The following is a 16,953-nucleotide window of genomic DNA, read 5'->3' as shown; positions in this document are numbered from 1 at the left end:
AAAACGCTTAACTTAATTACCTACTTAGCCAATTATAAAATTATATAATTTGCAAGCAAACCCGTCAGTCCCGATGCCTCGGATAAATCTGACGGGTTTTTGCAGTTATATAAACCCGACCGAAGTCCGGTCCTACAATATAGCTCGAGCCGAACGCTCTATTGTTGTTCCGTAGGAACCTATTACATTGTAGTGCCGGACTTCAGTCCGGTTTAAAAATAGAACGAAAACATTTTTTTGTTTGTCATAAATTATCTAATTGCCTAATTATCTAATTAACACATTCTCAAAATTATCTAATTAGCACATTATCTAATTATCTAATTGACACATTATCTAATTAACACATTCTCAAAATTATCTAATTTTCAAATTGGCACATTCTCTAATTAAATCTATCTTTGCACCACAAAAAAAATGGGTTATCAGGCCGATTAAAACAAATTCACAAAAAACAAATGATTACAGTTAACGATATTTCAGTTCAGTTTGGTGGAACTACATTATTTAGCGATGTTTCTTTTGCTATCAATGAAAATGATAAAATTGCCCTTATGGGTAAAAATGGTGCGGGAAAATCGACACTTTTAAAGATAATTGCAGGTCAAAGCAAACCTTCTACCGGAAGTATTTCTACGCCAAAAGATGCTGTTGTAGCTTATTTGCCGCAGCATTTACTGACTAAAGACGGTGCGACTGTAATGGAAGAAGCTTCGAAAGCTTTTGGTGAGATTTTTAAAATGAAAGCTGAAATTGACGAAATCAACGAGCAATTGACTGTTCGTACAGATTATGAAAGCGATGCTTACATGAAACTGATCGAAAGAGTTTCTGACTTAAGCGAGAAATATTATGCGATTGAAGAAGTAAATTACGAAGCTGAAGTTGAGAAAATATTAGTGGGTTTAGGATTTGAACGTGAAGATTTTTCAAGACAAACTTCTGAGTTTTCCGGAGGCTGGAGAATGCGTATCGAGTTGGCTAAAATTTTACTTCAAAAACCGGATTTAATTTTACTGGATGAGCCAACGAACCATATGGATATTGAAAGTATTCAGTGGTTAGAGGAATTTTTAGTGAATTCAGCAAAAGCGGTTGTGGTAATTTCGCACGACAGAGCATTTGTAGATAATATTACAAATCGTACTATTGAAGTAACAATGGGAAGAATTTACGATTATAAAGCAAAATACTCCCATTACTTAGAATTAAGAAAAGACCGTCGTATTCACCAGCAAAAAGCATACGATGAACAACAAAAAATGATTGCCGATAACAGAGCATTTATTGATCGTTTTAAAGGGACATTCTCCAAAACAGACGCGGTTCAGTCTCGTGTAAAAATGTTGGAAAAGCTTGAAATTGTTCAGGTTGATGAAGTGGACACTTCGGCATTAAAATTAAAATTCCCACCGGCAGCACGTTCAGGACAATATCCTGTTGTGGTAAAAGAACTTTCAAAATCATATGGGGATCATGTTGTTTTTAAAGATGCCAATATTGTAATTGAAAGAGGTCAGAAAGTAGCATTTGTTGGTAAAAACGGTGAAGGAAAATCGACCATGATTAAAGCAATCATGAAAGAAATCGGTATTGATGAAGGAAGTGTAGAAATCGGACATAATTCCCAAATTGGATATTTTGCCCAAAATCAGGCTTCTTTATTAGATGAAAACGCGACGATTTTTGAAACTATCGATAATATTGCAGTAGGGGATATCAGAACGCAGATCAAAAATATTTTAGGAGCTTTTATGTTTCAGGGTGATGATATCACCAAAAAGGTAAAAGTGCTTTCAGGTGGAGAAAAAACACGTCTGGCAATGATCAAATTGCTATTGGAGCCTGTAAATTTATTGATCCTGGATGAGCCTTCAAATCACTTAGACATGAAAACCAAAGATATTATCAAAGATGCCCTGCGTGATTTTGACGGAACTTTGATTTTGGTTTCTCACGACCGTGATTTCCTTGACGGATTGGCAACTAAGGTTTTTGAATTTGGAAACAAACGAGTGAAAGAACATTTTGAAGATGTAGCAGGTTTCCTTGCCCATAAGAAAATGGATTCTATGAGAGAGATTGAAAAATAAATTTCAGTTTTAGTTATAAAATAAAAGCGCAGGATTGGTCAATCCTGCGCTTTTTTGTTTTTGGGGTGTTATGGTGCTTAAATTCGGATTCCCGGAGGAAGTAATTCTTTGTACCTTGGATTTTTTTTGATAAATAATGCGATTTTTGGCGAAATTGGCATAATCCTGAATTTCTTTTCGCTGACAACTTCCATGATGCTTTTGAGTAAAGAATCAATTACGGCCTGGTTGTCGTAGCCTTCCGGCGTGTTGATTTTGGTTAAGAAGATTTTTTTTTCCTGAAATGAATACTCAACAGAAAGTAAACCTTCCGTGACTATTGTTTCAAATTGTCGGGCAAAAGTGTTGTCTTTGATTTCCATAAGTTCCATAGATAAATAGTTTTGGGGGTTGTATTTAAAAAATGACAGAAAAAGAACGGTGAAAATATATCGTACAAAACCTTACTAAAAGGTTTTAGATGTGGGATATTTCCATCACAAAGGTAATCATTTGATTCTCAATATGAAATTATTTTTTGAAACCGCATTATTAAAGGAACTTCCTACTTTTTGTTTTTTCTTCAAATAAATGATGTAAGATTTGTAATGCATCTTAAATAAAAAAAGTAATTTTATGTTTAAATTGAACATTATAACAATAATCCCTTTTCTGAAAAATGAGTAAAATTCCAGTATATTTTATGCCTGGTCTGGCGGCAAGTCCGGCCATTTTTGAAAGAGTCAAATTGGATGAAACCATCTTTGAAATGTGTTTCTTAGAATGGGAAATTCCGATGGCAAAAGAATCATTATCAGATTATGCACTTCGCGTTTCTAAAAATATCAAACACCAAAACCCGGTTTTGATAGGAGTGTCTTTTGGAGGGATCCTGGTTCAGGAAATAGCAAAACATATTGAGGTTCGTAAAATAATTATCATTTCGAGTGTTAGAAGTTCACTTGAGTTCCCAAGGAGAATGAAAATCGGAAAAACAACCAAAGCCTATAAGCTGATTCCGATGAAAGTGCTTTTAAATATAGAAAGCCTGGCAAAATATTCTTTTGGAGAAAAAATCAATAAACGAATTCAGCTGTATGAAAAATTCCTTTCTGTTCGGGATTTGCGTTATCTGCAGTGGGCAGTAGAATCTGTAATCCTTTGGGACAGAAACCAGATTGATGAAAAAGTGATTCATATTCACGGAGACAAAGACGAGGTGTTTCCTATAAAATACATTAAGAGCTGTATTATTGTAAAAGGAGGAACCCATATTATGATTCTCAATAAATACAAATGGCTAAATGAGAATCTCCCTTCGATTATACTGGATTAAAACCCGGTTTTAAAATTCCAATTCCAATTGTTCTGCGGTTCGTTACTTTTGTCGGGTTTAAACTTTGACAATAATCTGCGCACAATTTTATTTTCCTTACTTCGAATTTTAAAAAACGATATGCTAAACTTTCTGCATGTTTTTAATACAATGTTTATATTCTAAATATAAATAAGTATATATTATTCTAATCTGATAACACCCGTTACAATCGCAATCGAAAGCAAGGCAGATTTAGGCAATTCAAACGGATCATAATCTTTGTTGTCGCTTACAATAGTCACAAAATCATCGTTGTTGGATTTGCATATGCGTTTCACTAATATACCCTGTTCTGTATTTATCACGTAAACTTTATTCCATTGAAAAAAAGTGGTTAACGGCAGATGTTTACAGGCCACAATATCTCCGTTGCTGTATTTTGGATACATTGAACTTCCTATAACGGTAATCAGGTAATCGGATCCCTTAAAAACAGGGATTAAAAAATTTGAAGTATGACTGGTTGCAAGCTCTTTGTTTCCTGCATTATATTCAATCATGGCTTCTGCTGAAAGAAGTGGTAACCGTAGATTTTTTATATATTCAGTATCAGTGCCTTTGTAACCGGAATCTTCGTTGTAGCTTTTGCTAATGATGTAAGTGTCTTCCAGAATGTTTCCGTTTCCGGATTTAATCCACTCTCTGTTAATTGCAGAATTTAAATCGCATAACCTGTCTATAAAGTCAACAGGCATGTTTACTTTTCCGTTTAATACCTGAGAAAAAGACGATTTATTCGAATATCCTAATAGTTTCCCAACTCCTTCCTGATTTTTTGCCACACCTAAACTTATTAAAGTTTTCAAAGCGATCTTAACTCTTTGTAATTCAGTCATTTGTTTAATTATAGGAAATTTTGTGTATTTTTTTTGCTTTATTATAAACTAATTTATACATTTGTTTATCCAAATTGCATTTATTCCACAATTGAATGCACAATTGATAAAAGTAAAACAAAAAATTACAAAAATTATGTTTTCAGTCGAGTTTGTTGAAAACAGTAATTGAGATTGTACATATAATATCAGTCAAAAAATCCACGGGTTTTATAAGTTGATAATTATTGAGTTAAAAAATAAAATTTAAAAATGATTAAATCTTTAATCATTACGTTGTGATAACCGGAGAAATCTAATACTCCTGCCTCTTTACAATATACCTCAAATACCACAAAATTTATACCAATACCTGTACAGGTATTAGTTACGCATGTCTTGTAGTCTGCTATTTTTATAGCGGTATTACAAGGTGTTTGAAAGTAGAATAATTTTAAAAGTTTAACAAATGAAGAAGATCGTATGTGCGCTTCTGTTGATCCAAAGCGGATTTATGATGGCGCAAAAAGAAACCTTTGTTACCATTAACGGTAAAAAAGTACAAATTAATCCTAATTCTTTAAATACAGCAGACAACGGGTTAACTGCTAATGAAGGAAATGTACAATTAGGCGGGCGCTTAACCAGATCAACAACTTTAATTACGAACCCGGGCAATACATTATCAGTTACAGGATTAGAAACAGGATCTGCTGCAGACAATATAGTGGTTACAGATGCAAACGGAGTTTTAAAAACAATAAGCAGTTCAGTTATAGCAAATGTAAAAGAGATCCGGATTATTAGTGCCAGCGATGCGGTAAAAGACACCGATTATACGATTATTGCTTCGAAGCTGTCTGATAATATAACCATTTCGCTTCCGGATGCTACAAGCAGTAAAGGCAGAACTTTGGTAATTAACCAGACTGATGTAGTAAATTCTTCCGGTAATGAGGTAACGGTAAAATTTAATGTTCCTGTTGTCTATTCAGATACATTGAGTGTAGACGAACTTGCGGCACCTTATTATTCTGCTACAGGCGGAAGTCTAAAAATTACTTTGCAATCTGATGGGGAGAAGTGGTATGTAGTGTCCTCGCTTTAATACTTTTTTTACAGTATGACTGCTTAAAAAAGTTCAAATTTTTAAAAAAATCTAACACATTGAATAATGAAGAAAAATCTATTTTATTCATGGCTAATGTTTTTAGCCATATTATTTTCGGTTCATACGCAGGCCCAGATGACGATAGGGGGAAAAAAAGCTCCTGAGCCTTTCTCGGTATTGGAACTGCTTAATAAAGGAGGACTCCGCCTGCCTCAAATGACAACTGCTCAACGCAATGGTTTTGCAGTACAAAACAACGAAAAAGGAGAGGGGCTGACTATCTATAATAAAACTACCGGCTGTGTTGAATATTGGAACAAGGTACGTTGGGTAAGTTTGTGCGAAGGTACCTCTCAAACCACGATTAGTCCCCAGCCATGTCTGAATGTTGCGGCAGACGGAACCGGTTGTGACCAGTCCTTTTCAATTGATGATGTTGACTGTCCCAACGGGCCGTTTAATATTGCTATAGTTGCCGGAGGTGATTATGCTTCGCTAAGTGAAGTGGATAATACTAACGGTACTTTTAAAATTGTTTTTGGAACAAACAATTCCATAAATACACGTACCGTACTGGTGCGCGTTACCAGTACCTGTACGAGCTTGTACAAAGAATTTTTATTCTCACAAAACGGAATAGATTGTACTACGATGTCTTATACAGTGCCAGCTATTACGCCTTCGGCTGCGGCATTGACATTGTGCAGCGGGGGTGCGGTTTATTTATCGGTTCCTGTCAGTACGGCAAATCTTGACCAGTTGATCTGGACGCGTAACGGTATCGAGGTAGCGCGTGGTGTTTCTTATTATGTTGCAACCCAAAAAGGGAAATACAACATTTCCATGGGGGCTATCGGCTGTAATACCAATTCGGCAAACGAGCGTGTTATTACAGAATCGGGTACTGCAACGCCGGTTAACCTTACTGCATTAGCGTCAAATAACGGGGTTCTTTGCGGTACCAATTCCGTTACGCTTTCTGCAACAGGAAGTACGGGCTCTGTTGCGTGGTTTCACAACGGAAAAGAACAAGGGTCCGGCACCTCCTATACCATTAGCGGGGACAGTAGTCTTGGAGAATGGTTTGCGGCACAAAAAGACGGCAGCTGTTATTCTAAACCTTCTAATAAACTTACCATAACAAAAAGCAGTGCTGCAGGCCAGATCACTATTGCTCCGGCTGATATACTGGTAAATGGCCTGCCATTAAACAGCTTTACTTCATTCTGTGAAGGCGGTTCTTTAGATTTAAGCGTAGCCAATAAAAGTGCGGCGGTTACCTATACCTGGTACAATGGCAATGATGTTATCACTGCAAATCCTTATATAGTGCCGGGTAATCAGGCTACTATGTCGCTTCGTATGATTGCTACTGACAATAGTGGGGCCAAATGTCCTGCAGAAGCAGTGGTACTGGATAAAAGTATCACTAAAGGAAATACTCCCGGACAACCAAACATTACGGGTAATCCAACACTTTGTGATGGTACAACAGACTTAACGATAGTTCCTGCAATAGCGGGCACATATACCTATACCTGGTATAAAGACGGTGTAAAAATGGCAGAAACCACCCCGACACTAACGGTGACCACACCTGGCGTCGTGTATACAGCCAGTGTAACAAATGCTACGGGATGTACAAGCCCATTGGCTGTAAAATCAATCTCGGCAAATGTTTCCAGTCTTCCGGTACTCTCCTGGATATCCAAACCGGCAACCGCTACGTTTGGAGCAACCGCTACCTTGCAAACCGGTATACAGTTTGGTCCTGCGTCTGCTTATATCTGGACAGCCTCTAACGGTGCTACTGTGACAGGTTCGGGGGCTACTGTAACAGTTACTTTTCCGGCAAGCGGAACAGACGGTACCCCTGTAGTAATTACGGCAACGGCAGAGAATTCCTGTGGTAAATCTGCAGCAATATCTACTACTGTTACATTAAACAATGCATGTCCTGTGCCTGCTCTTGTATCACAGTCTGCCTTGTCTCAAAATGTGACACAAGGAGGAAGCGTTACCGAAAAGGTATCTGTAACAGGCGGTGTTGCGCCAACTTACCAGTGGTATACCAATACAACAGCCTCTAGTACGGGAGGTACTGCGATAAGCAGCGCTACGGCAGCTACTTATGCATACACACCTTCTGTGGTTGGTACAAGTTATCTGTATTGTATCGTAACCAATGGCTGTGTGGGTAATCCTACCGCGACCTCAGAGGTCTTTACGGTTATTACAGAAGTCAATCCTGACACTATACCGACAGGGACAGGATCAATTAGCGGAAAAACCTGCTTTGATATTGCAGAGAGTAATTTTAATACTACCTGCGGACTTGCGGCATCTCGTACATCGGCGAAGGCTGATTTTAATTTGAGCACCACTAACACACAAACTTATACGTTTACTCCTTCGGGTACAGTAAGTAAGGTTCGTTTTGTATACGTAGAATCGCTTAGCGGTGCGATTGTAAAAACAATTACCAATAATGGTAATCCTGCAGCTCTTAATATAAGTTCGCCTGTTACTGCAACAATTGTTTATCAGTCAACTTTAAGCAGTAATGGCGCAATACAGGGTGCAGCTTACGGAAAGACAACTGACAATGCATTATCAGTAAATGTTTATGCAATTTTTAGCCCTTCAGCCAATGGAAGTGCTGCTGATGTGCAAGTTAAACTAACAGCAAAGATAAAAGACTGTGCATGTTGTGGTGCTTATGTAACTGCAACTCAATGGAAAACGTTTCTATGTTTTAATTTAGGTGCTAACCAGGGATTAGATCCCTTTACCCCGGTACCTGGTCTGAAAGGAGACGTGTATTTAAATGGGGCAGCTACTCCTGCCAGTCCCTATGTTTCAGCTGGCTGGGTTTCTGGTAGTACTAAAGCAGCAAACGATCCTTGTCCGGTAGGGTACCGAATACCAACTGTAACTGAATGGAATGGTGTAATAGCCAACAATACTAAAACCTGGGTTGGTACAAAAACTATAGATGGATATGGAGGAATTAAAATTGGTGAGTTATTAATGTTGCCGGCGTGGGGTGCTGTTAATTATTCTGTTCCGAACTCTTCGCCTATATTTTACTGGACAACTGGCGGATTTGGACTTCTTAGTGGTAGTTCTTACGACACATCACTACTTGTAGCTAAAATTATGCAGGAAGCAACGACGATTAAATCGCCTGTACGTTGTATATCAATTGATTAAGGGATGACCAAATGTTTTAACAGTTACTTTAAGTAATCTTTCTCGCAATTGAAGAGAAGCTTATTTGAACTATATAACATTTTATAAGAGATTTTACGCTTTTCACTTACTGTCCATGGCAGTAATTGTAAAGCGTATTCTCATTAAATAATCAGTACTAAAACACTAAATACTTGTAAAAATTTAATACTATGAAAAAAGTAATTTTAGGTTTGGTCTTTTTTATAAGCACAATACCCTTTGTTCAGGCGCAAACCATTCGCATAGATTTTGAGCGTTATGGGGGCAAAGAATTTATTTATTTGTTTGATAAAGGGGATAAAAAAGATACAATTGCAACGGGAACTTTAGATGCAAAAGGAAAAACAGCATTGGAACTCCCAAAAGAAAAAAAAGGATATGCCGGAATGTCGCATCTGTTAGTAAGGGATGGGGGTACTGCAGATTTTATTGTAAATAAGGAGAACTTAACAATCTATTCAACTGAGGAGCAATTTACTCCTGAGAGTATCAAATTTAAAGATTCGCCTGAGAATGAATTCCTGAATGAAAGACTTAAAACGAATAATGCATTATTAGGAAAAGTAATAATGTTAGAATATGCCTTCTCAATTTATAAAAAGGAAGACGCGTTCTATCCTGCGCTGGAGAAGGAAAAGGAAATTATAAACGAGCAGTTAAGGATTAAAAAATCTAATAAGGATCAAAGTAAATTGTATGCCGCCAAAGTAACCGATATTTACGATTTTTTGCTTGGTGCGGGCGGTAGTGTTAATCAGCCGCTTGAAGAAAAGGCAAAAGAAGCCAATTTATTTGTAAAAGAAAAGTTAGATATAGAAGCACTTTATACAAGTGGATACTGGGCCCCGGTTATTGACAGCTGGATGCAGTTACAACAAAATATTATCAAGGATGATAAAATTTTGCTGGAAGATACCAAACAAATTCTGTCCCGAATAAAAGACGGAAATGTTTATGCCGCTTTTGCAGAAAAAATCATCCTGCTCTATACTAAAATGGGTAAGGATGATTTGGTAAATAGTCTCACGGCATATGTTTCTAAATCAGACCTGTTAGTTAAACCGGATAAAAATTTGCGCACGGTATTGAGCGGTCCTTCAATTGGAGCTGCTGCGCCAGCTTTGCAAATCTCTAAAGGCAAAAAATGGATTAACAAAAAAACAGTATTGTTTTTTTACGAGTCAGGTTGTAATAACTGTGAAAATGAAATTCACCAGCTAATAGGAAATTACCAAATTATAAAGGAAAAAGGTTATGAGGTAATAAGCGTAGCCGCAGACATCACTAATGAAGCGGGAGAGCACAGTCATGACTTTCCCTGGGCAGAACAATTATGTGATTATAAAGGTTTTGCCGGGCCAAATTTTCAAAACTATGGGATAATAGGTACTCCAATGTTTTTTGTAATTGATAACAAAGGAAAAATAACAGGCCGGTTCGCAAGGTTAGTAGATACAGGAATCCTGAGCAATGCGCATACAATGACGAAACAGGAATAAATTTTAGAAAGCAGTTCTTTTGGAGCTGTTTTTTTACGGCGCAATCTGTCATCCTGAGGAACGAAGGATCGGTTTACGCAAAGTTATTGCTTATAAAATTATTCTGCGCAATCTTGTCATCCTGAGGAACGAAGGATCACACTCGTAACCCGACAAAGATTGGCTTATAGCCACGGAGTTTCTTGTGTGATCCTTCGTTCCTCAGGATGACAAACTAACTGGAAAATCTGCAGCCAAAAAAAAATCCCAAACTCTCCCGACGCTTCAGGATGGAATTTGGGATTTTGTCCCGTTCCGAAATTTCGGAATCGGATTGTAATTTAAAAATCGTTAGATTTTCTTCATTTGATCTTTCATCATAGAGATTTGATCTTTCAGCATACCTTGTTTGTCTAATTTCTTAGCTTCATTCAGTAAATTAGTAGCTTCCAGTTTTCTTCTTCGTGACATGGCAACTCCTGCAAGGTTTAATTTAGCTACAGCTAAATCCATATCCATAGATAATCCAAGTTCGATTGCTTTTTTGAAATGTTTCTCAGCCTGGTTGATATTTGTTTGAGATAACATAATTCCGTGCAGGTAATTAAAGTATCCTTGTTGTTTTCTTACCAAAGCAGCTTCAGGATTTTTGATATATGCCAGCCATTTTTTAGCGCCTTCAAAGTCTTGTTTTCTTAATTTAAGGAAAGCCAAAAGGATAAATTCATTTTTAAAGTAAAGAAAAACAGGAATAGCAGTAAGTAAAATAAGGAAAATTCCATTTCCGATATTACTCTCTGTAAATTGCCAGACAGCAGCAACTACAAGAAGTGCGGCCAGAATAAGTTTAATATTTTTGTGAAACATAATTAATGTAAATTTGTGATTGCAAATATAGTAAAATGAATTAAAAATATTTTTATTAAAGTGCTTGCCAGAAAAAAAAGTCTTTGTATATTTGCACTCGGTTTTTGAATAACGATATCCAAAAACAGAAAAGAGATAATAGATACCATTTTAAAGATACAAAGCAATGAGCAAAAGAACATTTCAACCATCGAAAAGAAAAAGAAGAAATAAGCACGGATTTATGGACAGAATGGCTTCTGCGAATGGAAGAAAAGTTCTAGCGCGTAGAAGAGCAAAAGGAAGACATAAATTAACTGTTTCTAGCGAGCCTAGACACAAAAAATAATGTTTGTATAAACATACATAAGGCGATTACTTTTTTAGTATCGCCTTTTTTTATACCTTGTCGGTAAAAATTTTCTCAACATTCTAGTTTATAGCACACTAGAATCGTTTTTTAAAATCTTAAATAACTACACAATACATACAAAATGCCTAAAGACACATCAATAAAATCCGTTTTAATTATAGGTTCAGGACCTATTGTTATTGGTCAAGCTTGCGAATTCGATTATGCAGGATCACAATCTGCACGCTCGATTCGTGAAGAAGGAATTGAGGTTATCTTAATTAACTCAAACCCAGCGACGATTATGACCGACCCATCAATGGCCGATCATATTTATTTGAAACCTTTAACTACAAAATCGATTATTGAAATTCTGAAGGAACATCCACAAATTGATGCTGTTTTGCCAACAATGGGAGGACAAACAGCCTTAAACTTGTGTCTGGAAGCAGATGAAAAAGGAATTTGGCAGGATTTCGGAGTAAAATTAATCGGTGTTGACGTAAATGCAATTAATATTACTGAAGACAGAGAGCAGTTCAAACAGCTTTTACAAAAAATAAATGTACCAACTGCACCAGCAAAAACCGCTACTTCTTACCTTGAAGGAAAAGAAATTGCACAGGAGTTTGGTTTTCCATTAGTAATTCGTCCATCGTTTACACTTGGAGGAACCGGAGCAGCTGTGGTGTACAAAAAAGAAGATTTTGATGAGCTTTTAACAAGAGGTCTTGAAGCTTCTCCAATTCACGAAGTTTTGATCGACAAAGCTTTGATGGGGTGGAAAGAATACGAATTAGAGCTTTTAAGAGATAAAAATGACAATGTTGTGATTATCTGTTCGATCGAAAATATGGACCCAATGGGAATCCACACAGGAGATTCGATTACAGTGGCACCGGCAATGACTTTATCGGATACTACTTTCCAGAAATTACGTGACTACGCCATCTTAATGATGAGAAGCATCGGAAATTTTGCGGGAGGATGTAACGTACAATTTGCAGTTTCACCAGATGATAAAGAAGATATCGTAGCTATCGAGATTAACCCTCGTGTATCCCGTTCTTCTGCTCTGGCATCAAAAGCAACCGGATATCCAATTGCTAAAATTGCTTCTAAACTGGCTTTAGGATACAACTTAGATGAATTGCAAAATCAAATTACAAAATCTACTTCGGCTCTTTTTGAACCAACTTTAGATTATGTAATCGTAAAAATACCACGTTGGAACTTCGATAAATTTGAAGGTTCTGACAGAACTCTTGGTCTTCAGATGAAATCTGTAGGTGAGGTAATGGGAATCGGACGTTCTTTTCAGGAAGCACTTCATAAAGCGACACAATCTCTGGAAATTAAGAGAAATGGTCTGGGAGCTGACGGAAAAGGATATAAAGATTACGAACAAATTATCGAGAAACTTACTTATGCAAGCTGGGATCGTGTTTTTGTAATTTATGATGCTATCGCAATGGGAATTCCGTTGAGCCGTATCCATGAAATTACAAGAATCGATATGTGGTTCTTAAAACAATACGAAGAACTTTATGTTTTGGAGAAAGAAATCTCTAATTATAAAGTTACTAATATTCCTAAAGAATTGTTGTTAGAAGCGAAACAAAAAGGTTTTGCCGACAGACAATTAGCGCACATGATGAATTGTCTGGAAAGTGAAGTTCACACTTTGCGTATGGACATGAACATTAACCGTGTGTTCAAACTGGTTGATACCTGTGCGGCTGAGTTTAAAGCTAAAACACCTTATTACTACTCCACTTTTGAAGCTGAAATTGAAAAAGCAGATGGTAAGCGTTATGTAGATAACGAAAGTATCGTAACAGATAAAAAGAAAGTGATTGTTTTAGGTTCCGGTCCAAACAGAATCGGGCAGGGAATTGAATTTGATTATTCTTGTGTACACGGAGTTTTGGCAGCAAAAGAATGTGGTTACGAAACGATCATGATCAACTGTAATCCAGAAACGGTTTCTACAGACTTTGATACGGCTGATAAATTATATTTTGAACCGGTTTTCTGGGAACACATTTATGACATCATTCAGCATGAAAAACCGGAAGGTGTTATTGTTCAGTTAGGTGGACAAACGGCTTTGAAACTGGCTGATAAACTTTCTAAATACGGTGTAAAAATTATCGGAACAAGTTTTGACGCACTTGATTTGGCAGAAGACAGAGGAAGATTCTCAGATTTACTGACTGAATTGCATATTCCTTTCCCAAGATTCGGAATCGCTGAAACTGCTGACGAAGCTTCAAAATTAGCTGATACTTTAGATTTCCCGCTTTTAATTCGTCCTTCTTATGTATTGGGAGGTCAGGGAATGAAAATCGTAATCAACAAAAAAGAACTTGAAGAGCACGTAATTGATTTGTTGAAAACAATTCCGGGAAATAAATTACTTTTAGATCACTATTTAGCCGGAGCAATCGAAGCTGAAGCTGATGCCATCTGTGATGCTGACGGAAACGTGTACATCATCGGAATTATGGAGCACATTGAGCCTTGCGGAGTTCACTCTGGTGATAGTAACGCGACATTGCCTCCTTTTAACTTAGGAGAATTTGTAATGCAGCAAATCAAAGATCATACGCATAAAATTGCAAGAGCTCTAAAAACGGTTGGTCTTATCAATATTCAGTTTGCGATTAAAGATGATACGGTTTACATCATCGAAGCAAATCCAAGAGCTTCCAGAACAGTTCCGTTTATTGCAAAAGCTTACGGAGAACCTTATGTAAACTACGCTACAAAAGTAATGTTAGGTCATAATAAAGTAACTGATTTTGATTTTAACCCGCAATTAAAAGGGTACGCGATCAAACAACCGGTTTTCTCTTTCAGCAAATTCCCGAATGTAAACAAAGCATTAGGGCCAGAAATGAAATCAACAGGAGAAAGTATCTTGTTTATAGATGACTTAAAAGATGATCAGTTCTACGAATTGTACTCCAGAAGAAAAATGTATTTGAGTAAATAATCTCAGATCCTGATATAAAAGAAAAGCTCCAATGAAAATTGGAGCTTTTTTTATATGGAAATTCTTTTATGGAAATTAACTTATATTTAAATTGATTAAATTTTGTACTCAGCATAATGTTCTTTGCACAACCAAAGAATATGACCTTCTGGAGAGACTATTCTTCTTAATCCGGCCCATTCATTTTTAGGATCAATAGAATTTAGTAATGTCCTAATTTGTCTTATTGGCATATCAATGGAATAATCAGTAATTTCGCTAATTTGGTTTTCAGAAATAATTTTACCATATTCTTGGGCAGCAGAAATATTTTCTTCTTGGTAATCAAATTCTGATTCTTCAAGTATAGATTTTGCTCCTGGAATAGCCAATGGTAAAGTGTATTTTAAAACTTTTAGCATTTTATTGTAATATGGTGCAATTGAGGAAATCCATTTTTTAGGTAATGAAATGTCATAGGGATCTCCGATAGAATGATTACATCCCGGCATCTGACAATACAATTGAAGTTTGTAATTATTTGTAAAATCAATTCCAGGAATATCTCTTTTTATTTCTTTGAGAGTAAAAATATTTGGACAGGTTATATCTGCAATTTCTTGTGCTTTTTGATATGATTTTACAAATTCTAATTGTGTAAATTTTATTAATTCATCAGTTTGTGACTTGTTTTCTTTTTTTATTATTTTTTCAATTTCATGACCTATTTTCTCTACTAAAATCTCATTTGTAGGGGCAAAACTTAATCCAAAAATTAATTTCATTACATTAACATCTTCCAAGGCTTCTGGGCACTCAATAAATTGCCTTGGAGTTTCAAGAGAAAGCCTTTTTTCTAATTGTGTAAGTTCGAAGAAATGGGAGCAAGGTACTCCATTATGCCCAGGACATGGGACAAATGCTGGTCTTTTAAGACCTTCAAATCTATTAAATGTTAGCTCTAAAGTATCTCTTAGTTGAGCGAAAAAGTAATATGGTATTTCTCCTTTTACTCTTAGCCAAATTTCTTTTCTTTCAGGAGAAGTTATTAGAAGTCCCATGTTTTTTTTATTGCTATCTATTAGTAAAACACCAAATCTCCAATGAATTTTGATAGAAAATCGATGCGTTCGAGCAATGAACCATGTGGGAATTCCTGCTGGAATAGTATCTAGCTGATATTTAAAATCAATTTGATTTTTGCTTTTAAATTGATTCCAAAGATTATTATACTCTTTATTTTCTTCGTATTTTAATTTTTCAACAATAAGACTGATTTCTTTGTCATCTTTGGTTTTATACGATAAATCAAATTTTTCCATTAAGGTTATCAATTTATCATGCATGTTTGCAGATATGTCTCTCCAAAGTTCTTGTAGATGTTTTTTGTCAAGGAAGCCTTCATTTTGCCCTAGTTCATCACTATCAAGTATTTTAGCTATTTGTTTACTTACCCATTCAGGTTTAATAATTATGGTGTCAGATAATTCATCTTCATCAGGATAATAAAGTATTTCTCCAAGATCATGTAGATAACCAGCTAATGACTCATAGCTTTCTAAAGAAACTCCATTATTTTGAAATATGGTTTTTAGTTCAGCCTTGGTAATATGATACTTTGAATTTTTTTTTATTTCACTAGAAGAATTTATCCAAGATTTCGGTCGTCCAATTCCCATGTATTTTAGTTCCGCGGCTTTCAAACGAATAGCTTCTTTTAGTCCTTCAATTCCTATTCTTTTTTCATTGTCTACTTCGAAAAATGTTATTTTATCAGGATACTGATTACTTATGTCTCCTTTGGGTAAATCGGCACCTCTTGCGTTTGAGTTTGTTGCGACAATAAAAATTGGAGAATCGGGTGCCAATGCAGTTATAGTTTCTAACCATTTATATATTTTTCCTGACTCATAACCTGCTCTAGCATTCCAAACAAGTAAAAATAAGCTGTGATTAGTCAAATAAAATTGATGCGTAGCATGATAAATATCTTGTCCGCCAAAATCCCAAACATTTAGGGTCATTATGTTTTCTAGTTTAGGATGTGGAAATTTAAATTGACTTAAATTTAAAGCATGAGTTGTAGCTTTCCCATTAACAAAATCTTTACCTTCTAAAGAATCCACTAAACAGCTTTTTCCAACCTGGCCTTCACCAACTATAACTAATTTTGAAGACCACACATTTATTTCTTCTTCAAGATCTTTAAGATAAGAGAGAATAGCTTCAGTACTGTTAATGTGTTTTGGAGGAGAAATTAATTCATCATTGTATTGTATATATAAAAATTTAATTTTTTCAAGTCTAGATAACTCAGTAGGTAAAACGATTAAATTATTGTATGAAACATTTAATGATTCTAAAGCCTTTAATCTTCCAATTTCTGATGGTATTTGATTGATATTATTGCTATTAATGTCTAATTCAGTAAGATTTTTTAAATTCCCAAGCTCAACTGGTATTTCCTTTATTAAATTGTGATATAATATTAATTTTTTAAGGTTTTTTAAATTTCCAATCTCTTTCGGTATAATTTTTATTTTACTATCGGAAATCCATAATAATTCTAATAAACTTAGTTTTTTAATAGATTTTGGAATTGTTTTTATTTTGGATTCAAATATTAAAAATTCTTTTAAATTAGTTAGTTTATCAATTCCTGTAATAGATGTTATTGTAGATTTATTTAT

General features: G+C 35.7%; 11 protein-coding genes. 7 read left to right on the top strand and 4 right to left on the bottom strand.

Annotated features, from left to right (window positions below):
* Positions 1 to 458: 458 nt before the first annotated feature.
* Positions 459 to 2,093 (top strand): ABC-F family ATP-binding cassette domain-containing protein, encoded by a 1,635-nt coding sequence (locus DCO46_RS18775; RefSeq protein ID WP_116754023.1) that lies wholly within the window; start codon positions 459 to 461, stop codon positions 2,091 to 2,093.
* Between the two features lie 77 nt (positions 2,094 to 2,170).
* Here the strand turns inward: DCO46_RS18775 and DCO46_RS18770 are convergent, their stop codons facing one another.
* Positions 2,171 to 2,455, bottom strand: coding sequence for a GNAT family N-acetyltransferase (locus DCO46_RS18770; protein ID WP_116754022.1), 285 nt, complete (start codon positions 2,453 to 2,455; stop codon positions 2,171 to 2,173).
* A 296-nt stretch (positions 2,456 to 2,751) separates the two neighbouring features.
* Here DCO46_RS18770 and DCO46_RS18765 point away from each other — a divergent pair, with 296 nt between their 5' ends.
* On the top strand, positions 2,752 to 3,408 hold the full coding sequence (locus tag DCO46_RS18765; protein ID WP_116754021.1) for a YqiA/YcfP family alpha/beta fold hydrolase: 657 nt from the start codon (positions 2,752 to 2,754) through the stop codon (positions 3,406 to 3,408).
* Between the two features lie 182 nt (positions 3,409 to 3,590).
* Here the strand turns inward: DCO46_RS18765 and DCO46_RS18760 are convergent, their stop codons facing one another.
* A complete protein-coding gene (locus tag DCO46_RS18760) occupies positions 3,591 to 4,286 on the bottom strand; it encodes a helix-turn-helix transcriptional regulator (RefSeq protein ID WP_116754020.1) in 696 nt (231 codons plus the stop codon).
* A gap of 448 nt (positions 4,287 to 4,734) precedes the next feature.
* On the opposite strand from DCO46_RS18760, the gene DCO46_RS18755 reads away from it, so the two are divergent.
* From DCO46_RS18755 to DCO46_RS18745, 3 genes are all read left to right on the top strand, one after another.
* On the top strand, positions 4,735 to 5,373 hold the full coding sequence (locus DCO46_RS18755; RefSeq protein ID WP_116754019.1) for a hypothetical protein: 639 nt from the start codon (positions 4,735 to 4,737) through the stop codon (positions 5,371 to 5,373).
* Positions 5,374 to 5,439: 66 nt separating this feature from the next.
* A complete protein-coding gene (locus tag DCO46_RS18750) occupies positions 5,440 to 8,589 on the top strand; it encodes a hypothetical protein (RefSeq protein WP_124019584.1) in 3,150 nt (1,049 codons plus the stop codon).
* Positions 8,590 to 8,780: 191 nt separating this feature from the next.
* A complete protein-coding gene (locus tag DCO46_RS18745; RefSeq protein WP_116754017.1) occupies positions 8,781 to 10,109 on the top strand; it encodes a peroxiredoxin family protein in 1,329 nt (442 codons plus the stop codon).
* 330 nt (positions 10,110 to 10,439) lie between these two features.
* Here the strand turns inward: DCO46_RS18745 and DCO46_RS18740 are convergent, their stop codons facing one another.
* Positions 10,440 to 10,955 (bottom strand): DUF2892 domain-containing protein, encoded by a 516-nt coding sequence (locus DCO46_RS18740; protein ID WP_116754016.1) that lies wholly within the window; start codon positions 10,953 to 10,955, stop codon positions 10,440 to 10,442.
* Positions 10,956 to 11,121: 166 nt separating this feature from the next.
* Here DCO46_RS18740 and rpmH point away from each other — a divergent pair, with 166 nt between their 5' ends.
* Together rpmH and carB are read left to right on the top strand one after the other, a co-directional pair.
* Positions 11,122 to 11,283, top strand: a complete 162-nt coding sequence (gene rpmH / locus DCO46_RS18735) for a 50S ribosomal protein L34 (RefSeq protein ID WP_008464848.1) — start codon at positions 11,122 to 11,124, stop codon at positions 11,281 to 11,283.
* A 145-nt stretch (positions 11,284 to 11,428) separates the two neighbouring features.
* On the top strand, positions 11,429 to 14,284 hold the full coding sequence (gene carB / locus DCO46_RS18730; protein ID WP_116754015.1) for a carbamoyl-phosphate synthase large subunit: 2,856 nt from the start codon (positions 11,429 to 11,431) through the stop codon (positions 14,282 to 14,284).
* A gap of 95 nt (positions 14,285 to 14,379) precedes the next feature.
* On the opposite strand, the gene DCO46_RS18725 is transcribed toward carB, so the two are convergent.
* The coding region (locus DCO46_RS18725; protein WP_116754014.1) for a COR domain-containing protein at positions 14,380 to 16,953 on the bottom strand (2,574 nt) is incomplete at its 5' end.

This window comes from Flavobacterium sp. HTF, assembly GCF_003105115.1.
Classification (GTDB): domain Bacteria; phylum Bacteroidota; class Bacteroidia; order Flavobacteriales; family Flavobacteriaceae; genus Flavobacterium.
The sequence above is the reverse complement of the archived record's forward strand: the minus strand, read 5'-3'. Positions and strand labels throughout refer to the sequence as shown.